General features: G+C 64.9%; 24 protein-coding genes and 2 tRNA genes. 11 read left to right on the top strand and 15 right to left on the bottom strand.

Annotated elements, in window-relative coordinates; genetic code table 11:
- Window positions 1–40: 40 nt before the first annotated feature.
- From BAU07_RS08540 to BAU07_RS08555, 4 genes are all read right to left on the bottom strand, one after another.
- A complete protein-coding gene (locus tag BAU07_RS08540) occupies window positions 41–913 on the bottom strand; it encodes an NAD(P)-dependent oxidoreductase (protein ID WP_066656067.1) in 873 nt (290 codons plus the stop codon).
- 31 nt (window positions 914–944) lie between these two features.
- Window positions 945–1,697, bottom strand: coding sequence for a GntR family transcriptional regulator (locus tag BAU07_RS08545; RefSeq protein WP_066656069.1), 753 nt, complete (start codon window positions 1,695–1,697; stop codon window positions 945–947).
- 227 nt (window positions 1,698–1,924) lie between these two features.
- Window positions 1,925–2,551, bottom strand: coding sequence for a diguanylate cyclase (locus BAU07_RS08550; RefSeq protein WP_066656070.1), 627 nt, complete (start codon window positions 2,549–2,551; stop codon window positions 1,925–1,927).
- Window positions 2,552–2,705: 154 nt separating this feature from the next.
- Window positions 2,706–3,212, bottom strand: coding sequence for a CinA family protein (locus BAU07_RS08555; RefSeq protein WP_066656071.1), 507 nt, complete (start codon window positions 3,210–3,212; stop codon window positions 2,706–2,708).
- A gap of 149 nt (window positions 3,213–3,361) precedes the next feature.
- Between BAU07_RS08555 and BAU07_RS08560 the strand changes: the two genes are divergently transcribed.
- The gene (locus BAU07_RS08560) at window positions 3,362–3,853 is read left to right on the top strand and encodes a DUF421 domain-containing protein (RefSeq protein WP_066656073.1); all 492 of its coding nucleotides are present in this window, start codon (window positions 3,362–3,364) and stop codon (window positions 3,851–3,853) included.
- On the opposite strand, the gene BAU07_RS08565 is transcribed toward BAU07_RS08560, so the two are convergent.
- The 3 genes from BAU07_RS08565 to BAU07_RS08575 all read right to left on the bottom strand — a co-directional run bounded on the left by BAU07_RS08565 (window position 3,825) and on the right by BAU07_RS08575 (window position 7,150).
- A complete protein-coding gene (locus BAU07_RS08565) occupies window positions 3,825–5,624 on the bottom strand; it encodes a RecQ family ATP-dependent DNA helicase (RefSeq protein ID WP_415830349.1) in 1,800 nt (599 codons plus the stop codon). The genes BAU07_RS08560 and BAU07_RS08565 overlap by 29 nt on opposite strands.
- Window positions 5,611–6,048, bottom strand: a complete 438-nt coding sequence (locus BAU07_RS08570) for a hypothetical protein (protein WP_066656079.1) — start codon at window positions 6,046–6,048, stop codon at window positions 5,611–5,613. The genes BAU07_RS08565 and BAU07_RS08570 overlap by 14 nt, the downstream gene beginning before the upstream one ends.
- A gap of 217 nt (window positions 6,049–6,265) precedes the next feature.
- Window positions 6,266–7,150 (bottom strand): LysR family transcriptional regulator, encoded by an 885-nt coding sequence (locus BAU07_RS08575; protein WP_066665086.1) that lies wholly within the window; start codon window positions 7,148–7,150, stop codon window positions 6,266–6,268.
- Between the two features lie 187 nt (window positions 7,151–7,337).
- Between BAU07_RS08575 and BAU07_RS08580 the strand changes: the two genes are divergently transcribed.
- Window positions 7,338–7,730, top strand: a complete 393-nt coding sequence (locus BAU07_RS08580) for a tautomerase family protein (RefSeq protein WP_066656084.1) — start codon at window positions 7,338–7,340, stop codon at window positions 7,728–7,730.
- A gap of 141 nt (window positions 7,731–7,871) precedes the next feature.
- Here BAU07_RS08580 and BAU07_RS08585 read toward each other — a convergent pair.
- A tRNA-Thr gene (locus BAU07_RS08585) sits at window positions 7,872–7,947 on the bottom strand.
- 302 nt (window positions 7,948–8,249) lie between these two features.
- Between BAU07_RS08585 and BAU07_RS08590 the strand changes: the two genes are divergently transcribed.
- The 9 genes from BAU07_RS08590 to BAU07_RS08630 all read left to right on the top strand — a co-directional run bounded on the left by BAU07_RS08590 (window position 8,250) and on the right by BAU07_RS08630 (window position 16,138).
- Entirely contained in the window at window positions 8,250–8,954 is a 705-nt protein-coding gene (locus tag BAU07_RS08590) for a GntR family transcriptional regulator (RefSeq protein WP_066656087.1), read from the top strand.
- A 63-nt stretch (window positions 8,955–9,017) separates the two neighbouring features.
- Window positions 9,018–9,695 (top strand): DUF2848 domain-containing protein, encoded by a 678-nt coding sequence (locus BAU07_RS08595; RefSeq protein WP_066656090.1) that lies wholly within the window; start codon window positions 9,018–9,020, stop codon window positions 9,693–9,695.
- A 29-nt stretch (window positions 9,696–9,724) separates the two neighbouring features.
- Window positions 9,725–11,044, top strand: coding sequence for an amidase (locus BAU07_RS08600; protein ID WP_066656093.1), 1,320 nt, complete (start codon window positions 9,725–9,727; stop codon window positions 11,042–11,044).
- A gap of 55 nt (window positions 11,045–11,099) precedes the next feature.
- Window positions 11,100–12,428, top strand: a complete 1,329-nt coding sequence (locus BAU07_RS08605; protein ID WP_066656096.1) for an MFS transporter — start codon at window positions 11,100–11,102, stop codon at window positions 12,426–12,428.
- A 151-nt stretch (window positions 12,429–12,579) separates the two neighbouring features.
- Window positions 12,580–13,116, top strand: coding sequence for a PGDYG domain-containing protein (locus tag BAU07_RS08610; RefSeq protein WP_066656098.1), 537 nt, complete (start codon window positions 12,580–12,582; stop codon window positions 13,114–13,116).
- A 188-nt stretch (window positions 13,117–13,304) separates the two neighbouring features.
- Window positions 13,305–13,380: transfer RNA gene (locus BAU07_RS08615), tRNA-Asn, on the top strand.
- Between the two features lie 977 nt (window positions 13,381–14,357).
- Window positions 14,358–15,359: a Bug family tripartite tricarboxylate transporter substrate binding protein gene (locus BAU07_RS08620; protein WP_066656100.1), complete on the top strand. Its 1,002-nt coding sequence runs from the start codon at window positions 14,358–14,360 to the stop codon at window positions 15,357–15,359.
- Between the two features lie 199 nt (window positions 15,360–15,558).
- The gene (locus BAU07_RS08625; RefSeq protein ID WP_066656103.1) at window positions 15,559–15,828 is read left to right on the top strand and encodes a hypothetical protein; all 270 of its coding nucleotides are present in this window, start codon (window positions 15,559–15,561) and stop codon (window positions 15,826–15,828) included.
- 61 nt (window positions 15,829–15,889) lie between these two features.
- Window positions 15,890–16,138 carry a hypothetical protein gene (locus BAU07_RS08630; protein ID WP_157122124.1) on the top strand — a complete coding sequence of 83 codons (249 nt, stop codon included), beginning with the start codon at window positions 15,890–15,892 and terminating at the stop codon, window positions 16,136–16,138.
- Window positions 16,139–16,224: 86 nt separating this feature from the next.
- Here the strand turns inward: BAU07_RS08630 and BAU07_RS08635 are convergent, their stop codons facing one another.
- The 7 genes from BAU07_RS08635 to leuC form a co-directional block, all read right to left on the bottom strand.
- The gene (locus BAU07_RS08635) at window positions 16,225–16,980 is read right to left on the bottom strand and encodes an ABC transporter permease (RefSeq protein ID WP_066656116.1); all 756 of its coding nucleotides are present in this window, start codon (window positions 16,978–16,980) and stop codon (window positions 16,225–16,227) included.
- The gene (locus BAU07_RS08640) at window positions 16,977–17,729 is read right to left on the bottom strand and encodes an ABC transporter permease (protein WP_066656119.1); all 753 of its coding nucleotides are present in this window, start codon (window positions 17,727–17,729) and stop codon (window positions 16,977–16,979) included. The genes BAU07_RS08635 and BAU07_RS08640 overlap by 4 nt, the downstream gene beginning before the upstream one ends.
- Window positions 17,726–18,613 (bottom strand): ABC transporter ATP-binding protein, encoded by an 888-nt coding sequence (locus BAU07_RS08645; RefSeq protein WP_084025511.1) that lies wholly within the window; start codon window positions 18,611–18,613, stop codon window positions 17,726–17,728. The genes BAU07_RS08640 and BAU07_RS08645 overlap by 4 nt, the downstream gene beginning before the upstream one ends.
- Before the next feature lie 2 nt (window positions 18,614–18,615).
- Window positions 18,616–19,620, bottom strand: coding sequence for an ABC transporter substrate-binding protein (locus tag BAU07_RS08650; protein ID WP_066656121.1), 1,005 nt, complete (start codon window positions 19,618–19,620; stop codon window positions 18,616–18,618).
- Window positions 19,621–19,696: 76 nt separating this feature from the next.
- Window positions 19,697–20,581 (bottom strand): isocitrate lyase/PEP mutase family protein, encoded by an 885-nt coding sequence (locus BAU07_RS08655; protein ID WP_066656123.1) that lies wholly within the window; start codon window positions 20,579–20,581, stop codon window positions 19,697–19,699.
- A complete protein-coding gene (gene leuD / locus BAU07_RS08660) occupies window positions 20,578–21,222 on the bottom strand; it encodes a 3-isopropylmalate dehydratase small subunit (RefSeq protein WP_066656126.1) in 645 nt (214 codons plus the stop codon). Before leuD ends, BAU07_RS08655 begins: the two co-directional genes overlap by 4 nt.
- Window positions 21,219–22,652, bottom strand: a complete 1,434-nt coding sequence (gene leuC / locus BAU07_RS08665; RefSeq protein ID WP_066665089.1) for a 3-isopropylmalate dehydratase large subunit — start codon at window positions 22,650–22,652, stop codon at window positions 21,219–21,221. Before leuC ends, leuD begins: the two co-directional genes overlap by 4 nt.
- Window positions 22,653–22,738: the final 86 nt, after the last annotated feature.

Genomic DNA, 22,738 nt, shown 5'->3' on the forward strand with positions numbered 1-22,738 from the left:
GGCGCCCGGCACCATCCCGGGCGCCGCCGCAACACGGCGGTCAGTGCCGGTTGCGGTCCAGCGCCACCTGGCCCAGCACGGCCAGGTCGTGATCGCCCACGCCTTGTTCGATGGCGCTGCGCAGGCTCGCCGCGACGATGTCCGACAGGGGCAAGATGGCCCCGGCATCGCGCGCCGCGTCCTGCGCCAGTTGAACGTCCTTGAGCGCCAATCGGGCCCGGAAACCCGCCGGCTCGTAGCGCCCCTTGGCCATGAGGCCGCCGTAGCCGGCATAGATTGGACCGGGCAGGATGGTGCTGGTAATCAGGTCCACCAGCGTGTCGGTGCCGATCTCGTAGGCGTGGGCCAGGGCGGCGCCTTCGGCCAGGGCCTCCACCGCGCTTGCCAGGATGAAGTTCACCGTGAGCTTCAGCGCGTTGGCGCGATAAGGCGCTTCGCCCAGCATCACCGTCTTGTGCGAGATCAGTTCGAATAAAGGCGCGACCGTCCCGATGCGGTCTGCCGGCCCCGCCACCAGCAGGGTGAGCCTGGCCGCGGCCGCCGAGTCGGGACGTCCCATGACCGGAGCCGCGATATAGCCGACCCCTTGTGCGGCGTGGGCGTCGGCCAGCCGCTGGGCCGCGGGAATCGATATCGTCGCCATGTTCACGTGGACGGTGCGCGGCTCCATGCGGGCCAAGGCGCCGCCTTCCAGGAAGACCTGCGCTACGGCCTGGTCGTCGGCCAGCATGCTGAACACGACGTCGCCGCTGCACGCGTCGGCCGGCTCCGCCGCGAGCCGGGCGCCAAGGTCCTGCAAGGGCGCAGCGGCCTGCGCCGAACGGTTCCAGACCGTGACGGTATGGCCGCCCTTCAAAAGATTGGCCGCGATGGCGCGGCCCATGTTTCCCAAACCGATGAATCCGATGTGCATGGCAATGCCTCAGAGAGGGCCTTGCCGATGATCAGGTGCCGCCCGTGTATTCCTGGCCCAGGTATTCGTAGGCTTCGGTGTTCACGTGGGAAACGCGCCATTCCACCGGCAGGCGGTGATAGGAATAGGCCACGCGGCGGATCTGCAGCAATGCCTGGCCTTCCTGCACGCCCAGCCAGGGGGCATGGGTCTCGCTGGCCAGGCAGGTGCGCAAGCGTTCATCGGTGGCGATGACATTCACGCCGAACATGTCCTGGTAAAGACTATACAGGGTGCTGGGACGCTCGCGCAGATGGCGTTCCGTCATGCCGGGGAAAAGCCGCTCCGGCAGGCTGACTTCGTCGACCATGACCACATCGCCATTCAGCGACAGCACATTGCTGAATTCGAAGACGTAGCTGCCGGCGTCCAACGCCAGCTTTTCGCGGGCCAGGCCTGCCGCGCGCACGCGGCGAAAGCGCAGCAGCTCGGTGGTCGGATAGGACTTCTTTCCATCCTGCCGCACGATGCGGAAGAACTTGAAGAAGTGCGAATTGCGCGTATGCACCGCCACGTAGGTGCCGCGCCCCTGGTGCCGTACCAGGATGTTCTCCGCCGCCAGCTCGTCGATGGCCTTGCGCAATGTGCCGATCGATACGCCGAAGCGTTCGGCCAGCACCTTTTCCGGCGGAATGGCTTCGCCCTGTTTCCACTCGCCATGGGCGAGCGCGCTGAGCATCGCCTGCTTGATCTGTTCGTAAAGGGGGCTACCCAAGGGCACGGCCGAGGACGAGGGGAAATTCATATCGCTTCCAGGATAACGGGGCGGATTGTAAGGCGTGGCCCGGTGCGCCACCTGCCGTTATATTATATATATCATTTATATGAATAGGGCGGGTCGACGCCGCAGGCGGATACGCCGGGCCTGTTCGTGTAGTGGTTCGCACTCGATCGTGCGCTCACGCATCTGCCGCGACCGATCCTGGCGCCAGATGCCTGAGGCCCGGCATGCGGGACGCTTCCTGCTGCGCGTCAGGCGCGCGGCCAGCGCGAGTGGGGCATGGCGGTTCGCTCGCCGGCGGGCGCCGCAGCTTGCGCGCGTTGCGCTTTCAATCCGCGTACCAATTCCTCCAGGTACGGCAGCGCCGCCAGCAGCAGCGCGGCCGCAAGGACGACGGCGACGTAGGCGGACGGCAGCGGCTCGGATTTCAAGCTCAGGGACCAGCGCGCCGGCTCATTGCCCAGGCCGAACAGCGCCAGGAACTGCGGCCAATGCAGGACGGTCACCAGTATCCCGGCCACCAGCGGCATCAATTCCAGGAAGCTGTGTACATGCTGCTCGATCGGCGGCACGCGGCGGTGCCGGGTCGCATAGCTGACATCCCAAAGCGCCGTGGCCTCGTGCATCACGAAGGCGACGATCATGACAAGAAAGATCAGCGCGTTGATTTCCAGGAAGAGGCAGGCCAGCAGCGGAATGCCGATTTCGCCGAACATCAGCAGGTGCAGCAAGGATTCCTTCGGGCCGGCCGTATGCGAAATATCGTTGCGCCGATGGCAGACGTAATCCGCCGTGCCGGCGAGGATCCAGACCGGCATGACGAAGTACATCAGGATTCGTAGCGCAGCCTCGCTGGCGGCCAGGGTGTCGCTGTCCATGAGGGCTCCGTATTGGGCTGGGTACGTTGCCGTGTCGCGAATACGCAGGGGCGCACGGTTTCGCGAACCGGCTCGCGGTTGCGCACAGCACATCCCATGCCGATGGCCGTGTCGGTCTGGTGTCGCCGGGAGATGGGGGCGCGGATATCGCCGTTCAGGCGTGACCGCCGCCGCGCCATTCCTGGTACAGGGTTGCCATTCTCTCCAAGGCATACACGGCGGCCGCCTTGCGTATTCCGTGGCGTCCTCCGTCGAACCGGCGCGTTTCCGTGTAAAGGGTTGGCGCCGCGTCCGCGTCGCCCGCCTTGAAGGCCCAGGCAAAGCATTGCGTTCCGGCCGGCAATTCGTCGTCGCTGTCGTCGGCCAGTCCTGTATTGGCGATGGCGACATTGGCGGGGCTGCGATGCGCCGCACCCAACGCCATTTCCCGTGCGACCGCCTCGCTGGTCAGGTTGTGTGTATCCAGCGTGCGCTGCGATACCCCCACGCAGCGTCGTTTGGCTTCAGGCGAATACACCACGAAGGCGCAGTCCAGCAGCGCCCCGGCGCCGGGTATGTCGGCCAGCGTACTGGCGATCAGGCCCGCGGTGCACGATTCCGCCGTCACTAGCTTCAGGCCCTTGTCGCGCATGAAGATGGCCACGCGTTCGATGCTGTTCATGGTCTTCCCTCCGGGAGCCGAATAGCAATCCCTGGTCCCGGGAGCATGGCTTGCTATGGAAGGGCAGGACGGCACCGCCGGGGCGCACCGGACCACCGATGGTCCCACGGCGCGCGTTTCAGCAGCTGCCCGGGCCGAGGAGGACGGAAATGGACATTCAATGGGACGAGATATTCAGGTTCAGCATGTCACCCGTGGAGATGATCATCCGGGGCAGCCTGACCTATTGGTTCATCTTCATCCTTCTGCGCATCGCGGGCAGGCGCGACATCGGTTCTCTCGGCATCGCCGATCTGCTGGTCGTCGTGCTCATCTCCGACGCCGCGCAGAACGCCATGGCCGGCGAGTACAAGTCGGTGCCGGACGGCATGGTACTGATCTCGACCATCATCTTCTGGACAGTCTTCATCGACCGCCTGGCATACTACTGTCCGTCCGTACGCCCTTTGCTGCAGCCGCCAAAGCTCTGCGTCATCAAGGACGGGCGACTGCAGCGCCGCGCCATGCGGCGCGAGAGCCTCACAGTGGACGAGCTCGAAAGCGAACTGCGCCAGAAAGGCGTCTCTGAAATCTCCGCGGTCCGGCGCGCGTACATTGAGCCTGACGGCTCCATCAGCGTGATCCAGCGAGAGGCGTCCTGAGGCGTGTCTCCGTTTGCAGCGGCTGCGCTTCGGGCGCAGCCGGCAAGGGCGGCTTCCGCTTCAGGCGGCGCACATAACCCGGCAGGAAGCGGCGCAGGTCGCCATTCGGAAAGCGGATGTCGACGCGTTCGCGCGTGACGGCCTCGACCACTCCCGCGCCGTAGCGGCGCACGCGGACCCCGTCGCCGACATGGAGTACGGCTACGCTGCGCTGGGGTTGCTCGTTTTCCGGCAAGTCGCCCGCTTGTGCGGCCGACTCAGCGGCCAAGACCAGTTTGCAACTATCGCAGGTATCGCATCGTTCCCAGGGCGGGGCCTCGCCGAAATGGTCCAGCAGCATGCGCCAGCGGCAGCGGCCGCTGCGTGCGTAGGCGACCATGGCCTCCAGGGTTTGCCGGTCGCCTTCGGCGCGTTCCCGATAGGCGCGGGCAGCCGCCGCGACCCGCCGTGCCTGGTCCTTGGTCGCGTCGCTGGGCTCCAACAGACTTATGGTGTCGCCGTGCGCCGGGCTGGCCGCGCCCTCGGCATGTCGGGCAACGATGCCGCCATCCTGGAGCAGCTTCAGGCCGACCTGGAGTTTGCGCAGGCCGGTGTCGGCCATTGCCTCGCGCAGCGCCGCGAACGATAGCGGGGCGGGAGCCGCCGCGAGGGTGCGGACCAGCCGCTGCAGCATTTCTTCGCTGGGATAGCGGTTTGCCAGAAAGAACTGCTGCACGCGCTTGTCCTTTTCTTCATGGACCAGGACGCAACGCGCCGCCTTGCCGTCGCGTCCCGCCCGGCCGGATTCCTGGTAGTAGGCGTCCAGGCTGCCGGGCAGCTGCGCATGCACGACCAGCCGCACGTCGGGCTTGTCGATGCCCATGCCGAAGGCATCGGTAGCCACCATAACGCGGACGCTGCCTTCCATGAAGCCATCCTGCGCCTGCGTGCGGCGTCGCGAGGGCAGGCGGCCATGGTAAAGCTCGACGTTCTCGCCAGCCTCCTTGAGCATTTCGTACAGGGCTTCCGCTTCTTTGACCGTGGCGGTGTAGACGATCGCCGATCCGGGCGTCCCGGCCACGAGCTCCAGCACGGCGGCCTGCTTGCTTTCCTCGCCGGCGACCTGCCGTACCTCGTAATGCAGGTTGTCGCGATACACGCCCACCTTTACTACGCAGGCGGCGCGCAGGTCCAGCGACGCGGCGATATCCTGGATGACCTCGTCCGTCGCGGTGGCTGTCATCGCCAGCACCGGCGGAGATCCCAGGGCGCGCACGACGCCAGGGATTTCAAGATACGCCGGCCGGAAATCGTGGCCCCATTGCGAAATGCAATGCGCCTCGTCCACCACGAACAGCGATACGGATTGGCGTTGCAGCCAGTGGATGAACTCGCGGTCCGCCAGCCGCTCCGGCGTTGCAAGCAGGATGGGATGGCGGTGGCGCGCCGCGTCGCGCCGGTAGCGTGCCTGATCGGCTTCCGGCGTCGCGCTGTTGAAGACGGCGGCGTCCACGCCCAGTTCGGCCAGCTTCTCGTCCTGGTCCTTCATCAACGCGATGAGCGGAGAAACGACGACCGTCAGCCCGGGCAGGCACAGTGCCGGAACCTGATAGCACAGCGACTTGCCGCTGGCTGTGGGCATGACGGCGATGGTGTCGTTGCCGCGCAGGACGCTGGCCATGACCTCGGCCTGGCCCGGGCGCAAAGTACGGATGCCGAACTGCTCGCGCAGGATGCGCCGGGCCTGCGCGGGGATGCCGTCCCGACTTGCCGCTGCCTTACTCTTCTGCACCGGCATAGCTCGCGTCGGCCATATTGATCAAGCGCGGTTGCGCCTCGCGTGCACGCTGGACCGCCGCGCGCAGCGTGCGGGGCAGGGAATAGGCCGGGCCGACGGTCGCGACACGGGTGCTGGGCATTGCGGTATTCATGGGCCGTGTCGCAGCGGGCACGGCCGTCGTCGCGCCTTGCGGCGTGCCGGCCTTGTCCGCTCCCTTTCCGCCCGGGGCTGTGGCGGCGCTACGCGAGCGCTTGGGCAAGCGGTCTACAGCTTCGGGCATCGCATCGTCGTCGCCAATCCGATGGATCAGTACACCCGGGGCCGTGGCCACCAAAGTGCTGTTCCTCTCACGCTTGGGCGTTGCTTCGCGCGCCGTGCGCGGTCCGCGCTCGGCCAAGGCTGCGTTGCCGGTCTCGTGCTTTGCTAGCTCATTCATTCCAGGCTCCTGTCGCGTCGATGAGCGGATTGGCAGCCGGCCGGGACGCGCTGCGGCGACAGGGTCCCGGCACCTGCATCCTGGGGAAAAGGCAGGGTGCGGCGCTGCACGGACAGCCTAAGCAAGTTTCCGGCCCGGCCCGGCCGGCACGTCGCTTCGGGCCGGGACGTCCATGGGCGGCGCGTCCGAGGCGATCCCGCCGTGCCTGATATCGGGCTTACGTAGCTAGGTGTTCGATGAGCAGTTGCGCGACCCGGCTGGCCAATGCGTCATCCTGGCCTTGTCCGTTCCCCGACAGCAAATGGAATTGCGCATCCGGCAGCTTGGGGAGGCCGTGCGGGGACGCGAGCGCGGCAAGCCCGGTTCCCATGGCGGACTCGTTGAGGCACGCGATGCCCAAACCCGCGGAAAGCGCCGCCTGCAAGCCGGCGACGCCGGACGCCTCATGCACCACGGAATAAGGAATAGACCGCCGCTTCAGCAACCCCACGACGAAGCGGTGAACCGAACAGCTGTCGGGCAGCGCCAGCAGCCGCAGGGGCGTGGATCGTGGCCGGCGCATGCCAGGCGCGCCCACCCAATGCAGGCGCTCCCGGCGCAGCGGCCGGGCGCTGCCGGGGACCGCTTTCTTCGTTGCCGGCTTCGGCCCGCTTATGCGCATGCTGAGGCCGATATCGATCTCGCCGCTTGCAAAGGCTTGCTCCACTTCGTCGCTCTTGCGGATGCGAACGCGCAGGCGCAGGCGTGGGTAGTGTTCGCCCAGGCGTGCCAGCAACACGGCCAGGTCAGCCGGGCGAAAGTAGTCCGTGACATCGATACGCAGCTCCCCGGCCAGTGGCTGTCCCTGCACATCGCGCCAGGCTTCCTCGCTCATCGCCAGCAGGCGGCGGGCATGCGCCAGCAGGCGTTCACCGGCCGGCGTGGCGCGCACGCCTGCCTTGCTCCGGTGCAACAGGGCCTGGCCGCAGCGCTCTTCCAGCTTGCGCAATTGTTCGCTGGCCGCCGATTGAGACAGGAAGGCGCGCGGCGCGCCCGCGGTCAACGACCCCGCATCCATCACGGTGACGAAGATGCGGAGTTGGTGCAAGTCGAATCCCTTCATGTCCGTCCTCCCGCGCATTGCGCCGGCCCATGCCATTCATCGGTTTTTCCGTTGGATATGATTATAACTTCCGGCTTTTCCGGCATGGAGCGATAGCCGACAATGCCCTTAGCCCTTGACCCCAGCGGAACTGGCAACCGCGTCCAGCCCGGGATAAACCGGCGGCGTTTCTACAGGAGCCATCTCCATGCCTCACATCGTCATTCATCTATCCGGCAACAACGATCTTGCGCTGGCCCGCCGGGCAAGCCAGGTGGTCGCGGACCTGACGTCCAATGTCCTCGGCAAGAAGCGCGAGGTCATCGCCACCACGGTGCAATTCATTCCGGCGGACCAGTGGTTCATCGGCGGCCGGTCGTTGGCGGAACAGGGGCGTAGCGCCTTTCACCTGGACATCAGCATCACGGACGAGACCAATACCAAGGGCGAAAAAGCACAGTACCTGCGGCAGGTGTATGAAGCATTCGCCGCATTGCGCCCGGACCTGCACGAGGTTTCGTATGTGCATCTGATCGACGCGCGCGCCGCCGCATACGGATACGGTGGGCGCACCCAGGAGTATCGGCATCAACACGCCTAGATATGCATGATCCTGGACGCCTGGTACGCGGGTTTGGACGCCCGGTGGACGAACTCCTGCGCATGCGCCCGCCGAAAAGGCGTTTCCAGCACGCGGAATGAAAAAGGGCGACCCGCAGGGTCGCCCTTTATTCGCTGAAGCTGGTGCCGGCAATAGGAGTCGAACCTACGACCTTCGCATTACGAATGCGCTGCTCTACCAACTGAGCTATGCCGGCTGAAGAGGTACCGCCACAGGGTACCCGCAGTACCAAGCCACCAAGCGCCTTGCCTTGAGCAGACCGCTTGGGACACTGCTTTCCCCGGGGCCTGTCCCGGAAAAGACCGAGATGATATCAGAGTTTTTGGCGCTCGCGAAACGCCCGAGGCTGGCAACAGCAACGCCGCCGTTCCATAGGCGGCACCGTAGATCCCATCAAGGCCGCCGGGACGATCGCCCCGCCGGGTTGGGGTTTGCCCTGATGTAGTCCCAGTGATATATCAGAGTATTATCACCTGGTTTTTACTGGTCCGCGCACCTATGTCCCGCAGCCCTGCAACCTCCGCCATATCCGCGAGCACCGCCCTGGCCGTCCCGGCAGGAAAAGCTTCGTCCGGCGCCGCGTTGCGGGAGCTGGCGTATGCGGAGATCAAGCGGCGCATCATTTCCTGCGAGTTCCGGCCGGGTGAGGCGATCAACGAATCCCAGGTAGGCGCCTTGCTCGGCCTGGGCCGGACGCCGGTGCACCAGGCCCTGCATCGTCTGGAAAGCGACGGGCTGGTTTCCATATTGCCGCGCAAGGGGGTGCTGGTCGCCCCGCTGTCGCTGAATGACGTGCTCGACATGATCGAAGTGCGGCTGACCAATGAGCTGCTGTGCGTGACGCTCGCGGTGGAGCGTGCGCACGCCAGCGACATCCAGGCCATGCGAGAGGTCGTGCAGCGTTCGGCGGCCTTGCTGGAACATCGCGACATCAACGGCCTCATGGCCCTGGACTTGAAGTTCCATACCGCCATCTCGGCCGCGTCCCGCAATCGCGTGTTGGCCGAGTTGCTGCGTGGGCTTCACGAGAAGCAGGCGCGCTTCTGGTTTCTTTCGCTGCAGGACCCTGTCCATCTCGCCAATGTCTACCACGAGCACATGGCGGTGCTGGACGCGCTGGAGCGCCGCGACATCCCGGGTGCGCGTGAAGCGATACGCGCCCATATCGACGAATTCCGCAAGAACATCATCCGCACCATCTGAACCTGGGTGGCGCGGTCCTGACGTCGCGGCCTGCGGGTCGCATCAACCTTGTGCCTATTTACTATGCCGCAATTGCAATTCGATATCGCCGGACAGGGCGAACGCACCATTCTGATAGACCGCCTGGTCATCGCCGGCTGGGCCGGCCGCAATGCCGAGGCCGTGCAGCATCATATTCGTGAGCTTCAGGCCATAGGCGTGAAGCCGCCGTCCACCGTGCCATGCTATTACCCCTTGGCCGCCGCATTGTTGACGACCGATGCGGAAATCGAAGTGCCGCGTGCGGATTCGTCCGGCGAGGTCGAAGCGGTTCTGCTGTCCACTACCGATGGCCTGCTGGTCGGGATCGGGTCGGATCACACCGATCGCAAGGTGGAAGCGTATGACGTGACGGTTTCCAAGCAGATGTGCGCCAAGCCGGTGAGCCGCACCCTGTGGCGTTTCGACGAGGTCGTGGACCACTGGGACCAACTGGTGGCACGTGCCTGGCGCGTGCGCGGCGGTGTCCGCGAGCTGTACCAGGAAGGCCCCATGACGACCTTGCGTGATCCACGCGAACTGGCTGACAAGTATGCCGGCGCCAGCGGTTTGCCGGCCGGGACCGTCATGTTCTGCGGCACGCAGACGGTACTGGGCGAACTCGGCTATGGCGACGCCTTCGAAGTCGAGCTGCACGACCCCGTGTTGAACCGTACTTTGCGCCACGCCTACCAGGTGCGTGTGCTTCCTGTCGATGATTGAGCCGGCTACGCCGGAAAGGGACTTCATCCATGCAGACCATACAGCAGTTGCAGACCGACTTGCAGGCCGGCCGCGTCACGAGTGAACGTCTGGTCGAACAGTCGCTCGAAGCCATCGAAGACTATCGCAAGAGCGGTGGCGCGGCCTTCGTGCATGTCGACGCGGCGGCCGCGCTGGATGCCGCGCGCGCCAGCGACGCGGCGCGTCGCGTGGGCTATGTGCCGTCGGTGATCGCCGGCCTGCCTATCTCGGTCAAGGATTTGTTCGACGTGCGCGGACAGGTCACTGCCGCAGGTTCGCGCGTGCTGGCATCGGCCCCGGCAGCCACCGAAGACGCGGAAGCGGTCGCGCGCCTGCGGGCCGCGGGTGCGATCCTGGTGGGACGCACCAATATGAGCGAGTTCGCGTTCTCCGGCCTGGGGGTGAATCCGCATTACGGCACGCCGCGCGCACCGCACGACGACACGCGCGTGGCCGGCGGATCGACCTCGGGCGGCGCGGTAAGCGTCGCCAAGGGCATGGCCGTCGCCACCTTGGGTACCGATACGGGCGGGTCGATACGCATTCCGGCGGCCTTTTGCGACCTGGTCGGTTTCAAGCCGACCGCGCATCGGGTTTCGCTGCGGGGCGGCGTGCCGCTGTCGCGCACGCTGGATTCGGCTGGCCCCCTGGCGCGGTCGGTCGCCTGCTGCGCCACGCTGGACCGCATCCTCAGCGGCCAATCGTTGGATGCGCGCCCCGCGCCACTGGCAGGCTTGCGCCTGTACGTCACGCGTGACTTCGTGATGGACGGCGCCGACGCGGCGGTGGAGCAGGCCTTCGAAGCGGCCTTGGCCCGGCTGTCCGCCAGGGGCGCCACCATCGTGCCCTTCGATTTTCCTGAGCTGCGCGACTTGCCGACCATCAATGCCGGTGGCGGTTTCACGGCTGCCGAGGCATGGCAATGGCATCGCAAGCTGCTGTCCGAGCGCGGCGATGCCTATGACCCGCGCGTGGCCATGCGCATACGCCGTGGTGAAAAGCAGTCCGCGGGCGACTATATCGAGCTGATCGACGCGCGTGCGCGCATGATGGCCATCGCGGCCACTCGTCTGCGCGAGGCCGATGCCTGGCTGATGCCCACCGTGGCGGTGGTACCGCCGCGCGTCAGCGAGCTGCAGCAGGACGACGCCTTCTTCGCGACCAATGCCATGGTCCTGCGCAATACCAGCGTCCTCAATTTCCTGGATGGCTGCGCCGTATCGCTGCCGACCGGTCGAGCCGGCATAGGGCTGGCGGTGTGCGGGCTGCACAACGCCGATGCCCGCGTCCTGCAGGTCTCCGGGGCGATCGAAGCCGAACTGGCCTGACCTTTCCAACCCCGCCGCGGGGCGGGGAATCTTTCTTCACTTGTGGAGTTTTCCCATGTCGTCCACCGTTTCCGCGGCGCCCGGTGGCGCTGCCGCGCCGCTTCCGGCAGAACGGACTCTCGCGTATCGCAAGATCGCGGTGCGTCTGATTCCCTTCCTGGTTTTCCTGTTCGTCCTGGCCTGGATCGACCGCGTCAACATCGGCTTCGCCAAACTGCAAATGCTGCAAGACCTGCAGTTCAGCGAGACCGTCTATGGCCTGGGCGCGGGTATTTTCTTTATCGGCTACTTCCTGTTCGAAGTGCCCAGCAACCTGTTGTTGGAGAAGATCGGCGCCCGGCGTACGCTGGCCCGCATCACCATCCTGTGGGGTTTGACGTCGATGGCGATGATCTTCGTCAAGACACCGACCCAGTTCTACGTGCTGCGCTTCCTGCTGGGCGTCTTCGAAGCCGGTTTCTTCCCTGGCGTGGTGCTCTACCTGACCTATTGGTTTCCGGCTGACCGGCGCGCGCGGATCAATGGTTACTTCATGACCTCGTTCGCCATCGCCGGCGTGGTCGGCGGTCCCATTGCCGGCTTCATCATGAGCACCATGTCAGATGTGGAAGGGCTGGCCAATTGGCAATGGCTGTTCGTGATCGAAGGCATCCCGTCGGTGCTGGCCGGGTTCGCTGTGCTGGCCTGGTTGCCGGAGAAGCCCGTCAACGCCAAATGGCTCACCGATCGCGAGCGTGAAATCGTGCATCACGATATCGAACGCGAACACCGCGACCCGGCCAAGCACTCCTCGCTGCGCGACGCCTTCAATGGCCGCGTGTGGCTGTGCGCGCTCATCTATTTCTGCATCGTCAGCGGCAACGCCACGATTGCGTTCTGGACGCCTTCCATCATCAAGGAACTCGGCGTGCAGGGCAATTTCCACATCGGCCTGGTATCGGCGATTCCGTTCATCCTGGGCACTGTCGCGATGGTGCTCAACGGCATCCATTCCGATCGCACTGGCGAACGCCGCATGCATAGCGTGGTGGCCAGCGTGGTGGCCGCGTTGGGCCTGATGGCGACCGGCTATTTCCTGGGAAGCCCGGTCATGGCGATGTATGCGCTGTCGTTCGGGGCCATCGGCATCCTGGCGGCCTTTCCGGTGTTCTGGTCCTTGCCCGCCGCTTTCCTGACGGGAACGGCCGCGGCCGGCGGTATCGCCCTAATCAATTCGGTCGGCAACCTGGCCGGGTTCGCAGCGCCTTATCTTATGGGCTGGCTGAAGGACAGGACCGGCAGCCTGGCGTCAGGCCTGTATAGCGTGGGCTTGATGGAGCTGTGCGCAGCCGTGCTGGTCTTGTTGTTCATCAAGGTCGACCGCGACGCGCCGCGGGCGCGGTGAACCGCTGCGATATCGGGACGATATCGCGCTGTTTCGTCCCGAGCGCGAATGGAATGCGCCGCGTCTAGAGTTCGAGTTCCCATCCGTCGGGTGTCAGGGTCAGGACGCGGTTCTCCTCTTCGATAGTGAAGGTGGCGGGAAAATTTTCTCTGTGGACAAGGCCGACGAACCCACCGGCGGCATCGTCGAGGGCGCCTCCGCGGGGGTCGATGGCCTCTCCTCCGGTTCCTCCGATGTGGTCACCACCTGGGGACGATTCGAAGGGGATGCCGAACCAGGACCGAACTTCGCAGCAGGTCCGGGTCAGATATTCAAAGCAATGAAAAAACCCATTCCCCTGGGATTCCGCTTTGCCGAGGAAGAAGAAATCATCCCCACGCGGGAGGGGCCTGTGACCGCCAATCCGGGGGATGCCGTTATGACCGGCACTGAAGGCGAGAACTGGCCGATCCCCCGCGCGAAGTTCGAAGAGACCTACGATTTCGATGTGCAGACCGGCCTTGCTTCCAAAAAGCCGATGGAGGTAGACGTGGAAGAAATGCAGGAGCCGTTCTCGGTCAGCGTGAGCTGGTCCGGGGAGATGCTGGATGGCAATGCGGGTGATTTCAGGGTTACGTATGGGCCCGGCGACTACGGCATCGTGGCCCGGAATATCTTCTATCAAACCTACGACATCGTGGGCGCATGAAAGTCGCCAGACGCGGAATAGCTGTTCGAACTTCAGCTTCGGCCTCGCCTACCGCACCGGCCCAACGCCGGGGAAGGGGAGCGGGGCAGGCAGGCTCGCGGGCACCTCAACTGTCCGCCACAATGGTACGTCGGAGCCGATTTGCATCACCAAAAAAAATCATGATATAGTCTCGCTTCTCTAGCAGATCCCCGATAGCTCAGTCGGTAGAGCGACGGACTGTTAATCCGCAGGTCGCTGGTTCGAGCCCAGCTCGGGGAGCCAAAAACTACTAGAGAAAGTGCTCGAGAAGGAAGCAGATAAAACCGCCCTAACCGGCGGTTTTTTGTCGTCTTGCCGCCGCACATAAACCAGATCGCCGCGCTTCGAACCAGATACCAGGCGCCGTCAATATCTCGGGCTCATCCTGTCTTGTGGCTTCCCCGCAAACTGGGCGTTGGGTTTGGCTGATGGGTTTCTCCTCATCGCGCTTTTACGTAGAGCTCCACCGTCGCGACGACTCGTGGCGGTCAGGAGCCGATGGTTTTTCCAGCTGTTCGCCTGTGCGCTACATGCTACATATTTGCGCCGCCCTTGTCCTCAAACTGATGGCAGCCAAACGCTGGACTGCGAGGCCTCGATATGCGGGGGCCTGCATGAAAGAAGATCTCGGTGCCCGATGGGCCATTGGAAAGACATTGGAACGCTTTATCTTCTATTGAAGGTAATTCGGTGTTTGGGCGTGCCACTTACCTGATCCTTTTGCAGCATCAGGAGAAAGAAACATGCGCACGGTGCCGGAATCTCCCCCAAACCGTGGGGAACTGCGCGAAGAAAGCGAAACGACATGCGGCCGGAAGGAAACACGGCGGAAAGTGGAAGAAGCAGCCGACGTAAAGGTTGTCGATCCACCCATGTGCGATCGGTCATCGGCAGAGCTCGCCGCGTGCCGCCGCATCAAGCGCGAATCGCCTGGCGTTGCTGCGCTTAGCAGCGATGCGGAGGTTGCGCTTCGATTTCCACTCGGCAACCGGGTGGCGCGTCGGCCACGCAAAGGATAGCGCCGATCCTCTTCGCTCAGGCGCATCTGCGATGTCCTGGCATCTACAACACGTCTGCGCTATGGATGTCCCGGCGCGCGCTCCTTGCGCCAGGAACCATCCTTGCCCGCGTCGTTACCAGCATCCGTCGAGGCTGCGCGTGGCAGGATGCATGCGCCTGACCGCATGGCGAGCCGAACGAAACACCGGGACGGAGACAACATGCAGTTCAGCAGAATAGACGTCGCGGCTTTCGCGTTGTTCAGCGCTACTTTGCCTTGGGGCACGATGGCATCCAACCAGGAGGCGGCATATCCGCAGCGACCCTTGACACTGGTGATTGGTTTCCCCGCCGGTGGTAGTGCCGACGCCCTGGCCCGCCTTATAGGCCGCTACATGGGAGAGGATCTTGGGCAAAACGTGATCGTCCAGTACAAGCCGGGCGCCGGCGGCAATATCGGCGCCGAATATGTGGCCCGGGCGACCCCGGACGGCTACACCATCTTTCTGGGCGGACGGCCAAACACTATCCACAAAACGATGTACGGAACCATGAAGTATGACTTTGCTCGCGACCTGGTTCCGGTGGGCCTGGTGGCACGGATACCGTTCATCATGGTGACCCGTACGCAAGCCCCGATCGCTGCCTTGCAAGATGTCGTGAGACTGGGCCGAGCATACCCAGGGGCTTTGAGTTGCGCGTCTGCCGGCGTAGGGACAACGTCGCATCTGCTCTGCGAACTGCTGCAACAGGAAGTCCATATCGACATGCAGCATGTGCCCTACAACGGCGGCGCGCAGGCCCTGACCGATGTAATAGGCGGTCGGATAGACATATATATTTCGACCGTTGCGGAGGCATTGCCGCACATCCGGGCGGGCAAGCTTCGTCCCGTCGTCGCCATGTCTGCTGAACGGATACCGACAATGCCTGATGTGCCGACGCTGGGCGAAGCCGGTGTGTCCGGGCTGTCGGCGCTTGAACTTGGGGACTGGGGCGGCCTGTTGGCGCCAGTCGGCACGCCAGCCGACGTGGTCACCAAACTAAATTGCTCGATAAATGCAGCACTGATGGGTCGGGGGCTGCGCGTTGCCATGGCGCAGTGGGCGTTCGCTACACCGGTGCAACCCAACACGCCGTCGGCATTCAAGGAACTGGTTGCCGCCGAGACCGAACGATGGAATGGGGTGCTGCGGGCACGCAATATCGTGCCCTTGCACTAAGACCAAGCGCAGTATTTGCGCCAAGTTGTGCGATGCAAACCACTGCATTGAACCGCCCGCGTGGCGGCTCTTGGGTTGTCTAGCTGGCTTGGCTGGATCTTGGAGAGCTGACGGTCAAGATCGTGGTCGTGAACCTCTCGCCTATCGGTCCGCTCGTTTGTGGCGTACCATCGGACGTTTGGTGCCGTTGGAGCGAACCATGCAGCGAATAATCACTGAGAACCAGATTCCGACCGGTGATTTCCGGCAGGTGAAGTACGTGGGCGCGATCAAGAATCGGGTCGATGATGGCAATAGCGCCAAAGTATGGGCGATCGATTCCAAATCCCCGTTTGCTCAGCAACTCGGCGCCGGGCCGATCGAGAACTGGACGGAAGTGATGATCGACGTCGAAGATCCGGATTCGCCGGAAACCCTGGAACGGCTCAAGCGGGCTGTGGAAGCACGGCTCGTACAGCAACTGGGTTGATACTCAACGGGGCACGATTCCGTCGTTGGGGTACCATGGACCAACGACAACGAGGCAGCACATGGCCAGACGAGTGATACCGGTCGATCGGTTCGTAGCCGAAATCAATCGACGGTTGCCCGGCAAGCCCGGCTATCGGGATGGCCTGCACGTCTTTCTGACTCCGCCCGGGGCAAATGTGGCGACCGCGGTGGGGTACGACTGGAACTTCAAGGATGGCCCGGACACTGCCGCGGCAGTGCGCCTGGCCGTCGATGAAGTCGCCCTCGCATACGAGGTCTATCCGCCGATGCCGCCCCCGATGGGCTGACGGGGGATTGTCGGGACCCCATCCTGGAACCGGATCCGTGGATTGACCTCTACCGCCGGCGCTGGCTGGCGCGCGGCGCCATAGTATCAGCGGCTTGCCGCGCGGCTGCGCAACCGCTGGTTGATGGCCAGCAATATCACGCTGGCCGTGCCGGCGAATAGCGTCAGCAGCAGTGTCAGGGTCATGATGAGCTCCACGTTGTGCAGTCCGATGGCGCTCATCAGCAAAAAGCCCAGGCCCCGCTGAGAGGCGAACATTTCGCCGAGCAACGTGCCTATCAGTGTGAGCGAGAAGCCGATCCGCAGACCGGCGAAAATCTCCGGCAGTGCCGACGGGAAGACGATGCGCGCGACCATGTCGAACGGCCCCAGCGCCATGACGCGTCCGGTCTTGATATGGACGGCCCGTACATTGCGCACGGCATTGATGGTGAAGAGGGCGATGGGAATGACGCCGTGTATCGCGCCGAACGCCACCTTGGACGAGATGCCCAGCCCGAATGCCAGTAGCAGGATGGGGTAGAGGGTGATTTTTGGAATGGAGTAAAGGGCGATGAGCATGGGCTCGAAGACATCGCCCAGGAAACGGCTGCCACCCAGCGTAAAGCCGATGCCCAGGCCTATCAGGACGGCCAGGACCAGCGCCATGCCGAAGGCGCTCGCCGTTTCGCTCAGGTGCGCGGTGAACTGCGATGTGGAAACGAAGCGCACCGTGTATTCCAGGGTCTGGGCCGGTGAGCGCAGCGCCACGTCGCCCACGATCCAATACAGCACTTGCCACAGCACCAGTACTGCCAGCAACAGGGTCGCCGTATTGCGCAGCAGTGATTTTCCGCCGTTCATCGCAGCCCCCTGCGCGCCAGTATCGTCTTCTCCCGGCGCGCGAACAGCATGTTCACGCTGATGGACACCAGCAGGATCAGCAGGATCAGGGGATACATGGTGGTGTTGTCGAAGTTGTTGTAGGCGAAGCTGATCTCGTAACCCATGCCGCCATTGGACATGATGAACTCCGCGCCGATGATGCCGATGAGCGAATACGCCACCGCCAGTTTGGCGCCCGTCAGGATGTAGGGCGCGGCATAGGGCAGGGTGATGCGCCAGGCGGTTTCCCTCATGCCCATTTGATGGATGCGCGCGGTCTTCAGCAGCACGGCCGGGACACGGTCCAATCCGTTCAGCGTGTTCACGATGACGGCCACCACGCCCAGCATGGCGCCGATGAAGATCTGCGGCGCCGCTCCCAGCCCGAACAGGATGATCAGCAGCGGGTAGAAGGCGAATACCGGAATGGCATAGTAGGTGGCGAAAAGCGGTTCCAGCGTGTCGCGCACACGCCGCAAACGGTGTATGACGATGGCGCTGGACACGCCCAGCGTGACGGCAATCAGGAACGCAACCGCGGCATTGCCCAGGGTCTTGGCGATGGCGCCATTCAGAGAACCGGAGGCCAGCATCACGACCAGGTCGACCACCATGCGGTGGGGCGGCTGCATGGTGATGTTGTCGATCACGCCTGTCAGGCACAGGACTTCCAGCAGGATGATGCATCCAGCCAGGATGGCGATGCGCCAGGCGAGCGCGCGCTTCATGCCGTGGCCTCCGCCTTGCCAATGGCTTTCATGGATTCCGCGCGCAGGGCACTCCACAGCCGTGCGGTGATGGCGCCGAAGCGCGGGTCCTGGACGATGCGGCTGTCGCGGTCGCGGCTCCAGCCGGTCTCGACGATATCGATCAACCGGCCGGGGCGCGCCGACATGACGCCGATCCGGTCGGCCAGCATGGCGGCCTCGTCGAGCGCATGGGTGATCAGGAACACGGTGGCGCCGGTCTTGCGCCACAGGTTCAGTACTTCGTCGCCCATCAGCAGGCGGGTCTGCTGGTCCAGCGCGCCGAAGGGTTCATCCAGCAGGATCAGCCGCGGTTCGGTCACCAGCGTGCGCGCGATGCAGACGCGCTGGCGCATGCCGCCCGATAGCTGCGCCGGATAGCTCTGGGCGAACGGTTCCAGCCCCATCATGGAGAGCGCAGCCTGCACGCGCCGCGCCTTCTCCGCCGGGGCAATGCGCAGCCGGCGCAGACCGAAGGCGATGTTTTCCTGCACGGTAAGCCACGGGAAAGATGCGTCCTCCTGGAAGACCACGCCCACGCCGTCCGGAATGCGTCCGCTGATGGCGGCGCCTTCGAAGGCGACGTCGCCGCGGGTGGCGGTGGACAAGCCGGCCACCAGTTCCAGCAGCGTGGACTTCCCGCAGCCCGATGGCCCCACGACGGCGAAGAACTCCCCCTGGCGCAGCTGCAAGTCGATGGGACCGAGCGCATGGAATGTCTCGCCACGATTGCCGGGCCGCGTAAAGATCTTGTCCACGCCACGCATGGTTACCTGCGCGACCTGCCCTGTGCCGGCCTGCTGCTGCCCGGTGTCCCGGGACTGTCCGGCCAAAACCTGTCCGGGGACTTCTACGACATGGGACATGGCTACCTCACCGTCTTCAGGTCGTCGGGCAAATAGCGGGTATCGATGAGCTTGTCCAGGTCAACGTCGCCCTTGATGGCGCCCACCATCTTCTGCACGTCGACGGCGCGCTTCAATCCGTCCATGTGAATTTCCCCGGCGCCCCAATAGGGGACGCCATTGGTCGTGCTGCTGACCAGGTTGCGCACCGCGGCGCGCGCGACCTCCGGTTCCAGGTTGTAGACCTTGGCGATGATGTCGCCGGATTCGTCGGGATTCTTCTGCATGTACTCTACCGCGAGCCGCCGGGCACGGATCACGCCCTTGATGAAGGCTTCTTTCTCCGGCGTAAGCCCCGATCCGGCCGCCACGCCCAGCACGTTGGCGATCGGCGGCAGCATGTCCTTGGCCACGGCAATGGCGCGGTACTTCGAACTGTATTTGGACCACAACGGTTCCGGGATGGGCGTGGCGTCCACCAGCCCGGTGTCCAGCGCCGCGACCCCTTCGCCGAAGCCGCCGGTCTTGACCAGTTCGGCGTCATCGGCCTTCAGGCCGCCGGATTGCAGTACGAGGGTGGCCAGGGCCTGGCTGGTGGAGCGCGGATTGGTGTAGCCCAGCTTCTTGCCTTTCAGGTCCTTCACCGTTTTGATCGGGGAGTCCTTCTTGACCGCCCAGACGAATTCGGCGACGGTGAGCACGTTGTCGCTGACGATCTTGACGTCGGCACCCTGCTGCGCGGCCGCGATGACCGCGTTGGGATTGACCTCTGCGTAGGGTGCATTGCCCGCCAGCATGTTGCGCAACGTGGTGCCGCCACCTGCCGACGTCAATATGCCGGTAACGTTGGCGCCTTCCTGCTTGAAGAATCCTTTCGCCATGGCGACGGCGAACGGCATGCCGTTGGCGGATACCCCGTAATTGCTGACGACGATATCCTCGGCGCGTGCGCTGCCCGCCAGGGCCACCGCCAGCACGGTCGCCCCGGCCCAGATTGATGTTGCGATCTTGCGGGTAGGTTTTTGCATGGTCTCCTCCGGGTTTTATCGGATGGTTTTCTACGTTGCAACGCCGCTCAAGGCGCGACGGTGCCCCAGCCGGGCGTCATGCGGCGGGCGCCTGGCCGCTTTCGATGGCACGCCAGTCCGCCAGCCCTGTCGCACGGTCCAGTGCCTGGCGTGCGTCGCTACCATGCGCCATGGGTTGCAGCGGAGCGGTGCCGTCGGCATGGCGCCGCAGCGCGGCAAGGCCGTCGCGCATGGCCTGCACGGCGCGCAGGATCAGGCTGGCCGGATATGACACCTGGCGAAAGCCCATGGCGCCCAGGTCTGCCGGCGATAGCCAGGGGGTGTCGCCGCCTTCGAACATGGCAGCCGATATAAAGGCGCCCTTGAAGGTGGCGCCCACACGCCGGTAGTCCTCTTCGCGCCGCAGTCCTGCCACGAACACGCCATCCACTCCCAGGGCGAAGAAGCGCTCGGCGCGGCGCAGTGCGGCGTCCAGCCCCAACGGACCGTAGGCGTCCGTGCGTCCGATGATAAATGTGTCGGGATTGGTGCGGGCGTTCAGCGCCGCACGTAGCTTGGCTTCGATAATGGCCTCGTCGACGACGGACGCGGCCTTGTCGGCGCGTTGCTGCTTATGGTCGCGGCTTTGATCTTCCAGCAACAGGCCGCCCACACCGATCGCCTCGTACGCCGCCACGAGCCGTGCCACGCTCTTGACGTCGCCGTAGCCGTCGTCGGCATCGGCCACGAAGGGCAGGCGGGAGGCCGCGGCGATATCGCGCAGGCCATCGGTCATGTCGGTCAGGCCGATCAACCCGATATCGGGGTAGGCATGACGCGCGGCCAGCATGGCCGAACCGCCCACGGCGAAGGCATGGAAGCCCGCCTGCTCGATCAGGCGCGCCGACAGCGCATCGTGCGCGAGCGGTGTGACCAGCGGCATTTCTTGCGCCAGGGCGGCGCGGAAGCTGGGACGGCTCATGGAGCGGAACTCCTTTGCAAAGCGTTCGGGAACAGCCACGCGGCGTCGGTTCGCGTCGCCGCGTAATGCGCCTCGATGGCGGGAAGGTGGCGCTGCGTCATGGCGATCTCATCGTCGCCGCGCATCAGCGCCTGGGCGCGCGAGGCCGGAATGGCGAAAGGATGCGTGATGCCGTCGGGTCCCCGGACCGTCGCGCCGGCCAGGTCGACGTGGCACGGTGGGGGCGCCGTCTCACAGGTGCGCGCCGCGGCCAGCAAGGCGCGGTACACGGTGGTATCGACAATGCCAGCGACCAGGCCGTTGCGAAACGCGTTCTCGTAGAAAATGTCGGCGAAGCTCGGCGCCAGGACACAGCCGATGCCGAATTGCACCAGCGCCCAGACCGCGGCTTCGCGCGAACTGCCGCAGCCGAAATTCTCGTCCGCCAGCAGGATTCGAGCATGGCGGTAGGGCTCGCGGTTAAGGATGAAGCCGGGCCGTTCCCGGCCCTGGTCGTCGTACCGTGAGCCGCCGAACAGGCCCTTGCCCATGTCGGCCGTGGCGGTGCGCAGCCACACCGAAGGAATGATGGCGTCGGTGTTGATATTGGCCATGGGCATGACGGCCATGATGCCCTCTATATCGCGCACGGGTTTTCTCATCCCTGTGCCTCCTTGCGCGCGTCCGCGATATGGCCGCGCAGGGCCGCCGCGGCGACCATGGCCGGACTGGCCAGATGGGTACGGCTGCGCGCGCCCTGGCGGTTCTCGAAGTTGCGGTTGCTGGTGGCGATGCAGCGCGCGCCCGGCGGGACCATGTCGTCGTTGATGCTCACGCACATGGAGCAGCCGGCTTCGCGCCATTCGAAGCCGGCGTCGCGGAAAATGTGATGCAACCCCAGCGCCTCGGCCTCGCGCTTGACGGCTCGGGAGCCCGGCACCACCAGGGCCCGCACGCCGGGCGCCACGTGGCGGCCGCGCACGATATCGGCGGCTGCTTGCAGGTCGGACAGCCGTGAATTGGTGCAAGAGCCGATGAATGCGACGTCCACAGGGATGCCGGCCAGCGGCATGCCAGGCGTCAGCCCCATGTAGGTGAGCGCGGCGGCGACGCTTTCGCGCTGCCTGGCGTCGGCATAGTCCGCCGGATCCGGTACGACGCCATCCACGCCGCCGACCTGCGCCGGCGTGGTGCCCCACGTCACCTGCGGCGCGATGCCCGCGCAGTCGACGGCGACGTCGCGTTCGAAGACCGCGCCCGGGTCGCTCCGCAGGTGGCGCCATGCACGTACGGCCTGCTCGAAGGCCGGCCCGGACGGCGCGAACTCGCGTCCGCGAACGTAGTCGAAGGTGGCCTGGTCGGGGGCGATCAGGCCCATGCGCGCGCCCAGTTCGATGGACATATTGCATAGCGTCAGCCGTCCTTCCACCGGCAGCGCCTCGATGGCGGCGCCGGCATATTCGACGGCGCAACCGCGCCCGCCCGCTACGCCCAGCACGCCCATGGCGCGCAGGATCAGGTCCTTGGCGGTAATGCCCGGTCCCGGACGGCCCTCGAAGCGCACCCGCATCGTACGCGGCCGGGCCAGCGCCAGGGTCTGGGTCGCCAGCACGTGCTCGACTTCGCTGGTGCCCACGCCTATGCCCAATGCCCCCAGCCCGCCCACCGTGGACGTATGGCTGTCGCCACAGGCCAGGATGGAACCGGGCAGGGCAAAGCCGAGTTCGGGGGCGATGACGTGCACGATGCCCTGGCGCGGATCTTCGATGCCGAAATGCCGGATGTGGCCATGCAGGGCGTTCTGGCGCATCAGCGTCAGCAGTTCGCGGCCGCCGGGGTAGGTGTTCTCGTCGCGCCCGGGTTCGGTGGAGACGATGTGATCCTGCGTCGCGATCGTCAACTCGGGGTGCAGGACCTTGCGTCCCTCACGCTTCAGCCCGGCGAACGCCACCGCGCTGGTGGTCTCCTGCAATACGTGCCGGTCTACGAAGATCAGCTCGCGACCGTCGTCCAGCCGGGCGATGCGGTGTGCGTCCCAGATCTTGTCGAAGACGGTCGCCGGAGCGACGGCATCGGTATCACCGGCGGCCATGCGGCCCCCGTCGGATGGTCGCGAGGCGGACACAGGCCGCGCCACGGCGGGCCAAGATTCCTGGCATGATTTTTTCTCCTCCTGGG

Source organism: Bordetella flabilis (assembly GCF_001676725.1).
Lineage (GTDB): Bacteria > Pseudomonadota > Gammaproteobacteria > Burkholderiales > Burkholderiaceae_B > Bordetella_C > Bordetella_C flabilis.

Bases quoted from the DNA above. Each gene is read 5' to 3' on its own strand.
- BAU07_RS08635 (WP_066656116.1), bottom strand. From the start codon at position 16,980: ATGAACGGCGGAAAATCACTGCTGCGCAATACGGCGACCCTGTTGCTG.
- BAU07_RS08640 (WP_066656119.1), bottom strand. From the start codon at position 17,729: ATGAAGCGCGCGCTCGCCTGGCGCATCGCCATCCTGGCTGGATGCATC.
- BAU07_RS08595 (WP_066656090.1), top strand. From the start codon at position 9,018: ATGCCGCAATTGCAATTCGATATCGCCGGACAGGGCGAACGCACCATT.
- BAU07_RS08550 (WP_066656070.1), bottom strand. From the start codon at position 2,551: ATGGACAGCGACACCCTGGCCGCCAGCGAGGCTGCGCTACGAATCCTG.
- leuD (WP_066656126.1), bottom strand. From the start codon at position 21,222: ATGAGAAAACCCGTGCGCGATATAGAGGGCATCATGGCCGTCATGCCC.
- BAU07_RS08625 (WP_066656103.1), top strand. From the start codon at position 15,559: ATGCAGCGAATAATCACTGAGAACCAGATTCCGACCGGTGATTTCCGG.
- BAU07_RS08580 (WP_066656084.1), top strand. From the start codon at position 7,338: ATGCCTCACATCGTCATTCATCTATCCGGCAACAACGATCTTGCGCTG.
- BAU07_RS08645 (WP_084025511.1), bottom strand. From the start codon at position 18,613: ATGTCCCATGTCGTAGAAGTCCCCGGACAGGTTTTGGCCGGACAGTCC.
- BAU07_RS08545 (WP_066656069.1), bottom strand. From the start codon at position 1,697: ATGAATTTCCCCTCGTCCTCGGCCGTGCCCTTGGGTAGCCCCCTTTAC.
- BAU07_RS08650 (WP_066656121.1), bottom strand. From the start codon at position 19,620: ATGCAAAAACCTACCCGCAAGATCGCAACATCAATCTGGGCCGGGGCG.
- BAU07_RS08605 (WP_066656096.1), top strand. From the start codon at position 11,100: ATGTCGTCCACCGTTTCCGCGGCGCCCGGTGGCGCTGCCGCGCCGCTT.
- BAU07_RS08570 (WP_066656079.1), bottom strand. From the start codon at position 6,048: ATGAATGAGCTAGCAAAGCACGAGACCGGCAACGCAGCCTTGGCCGAG.
- BAU07_RS08590 (WP_066656087.1), top strand. From the start codon at position 8,250: ATGTCCCGCAGCCCTGCAACCTCCGCCATATCCGCGAGCACCGCCCTG.
- BAU07_RS08560 (WP_066656073.1), top strand. From the start codon at position 3,362: ATGGACATTCAATGGGACGAGATATTCAGGTTCAGCATGTCACCCGTG.
- BAU07_RS08555 (WP_066656071.1), bottom strand. From the start codon at position 3,212: ATGAACAGCATCGAACGCGTGGCCATCTTCATGCGCGACAAGGGCCTG.
- BAU07_RS08620 (WP_066656100.1), top strand. From the start codon at position 14,358: ATGCAGTTCAGCAGAATAGACGTCGCGGCTTTCGCGTTGTTCAGCGCT.
- leuC (WP_066665089.1), bottom strand. From the start codon at position 22,652: ATGGCCGCCGGTGATACCGATGCCGTCGCTCCGGCGACCGTCTTCGAC.
- BAU07_RS08630 (WP_157122124.1), top strand. From the start codon at position 15,890: ATGGCCAGACGAGTGATACCGGTCGATCGGTTCGTAGCCGAAATCAAT.
- BAU07_RS08655 (WP_066656123.1), bottom strand. From the start codon at position 20,581: ATGAGCCGTCCCAGCTTCCGCGCCGCCCTGGCGCAAGAAATGCCGCTG.
- BAU07_RS08600 (WP_066656093.1), top strand. From the start codon at position 9,725: ATGCAGACCATACAGCAGTTGCAGACCGACTTGCAGGCCGGCCGCGTC.
- BAU07_RS08575 (WP_066665086.1), bottom strand. From the start codon at position 7,150: ATGAAGGGATTCGACTTGCACCAACTCCGCATCTTCGTCACCGTGATG.
- BAU07_RS08540 (WP_066656067.1), bottom strand. From the start codon at position 913: ATGCACATCGGATTCATCGGTTTGGGAAACATGGGCCGCGCCATCGCG.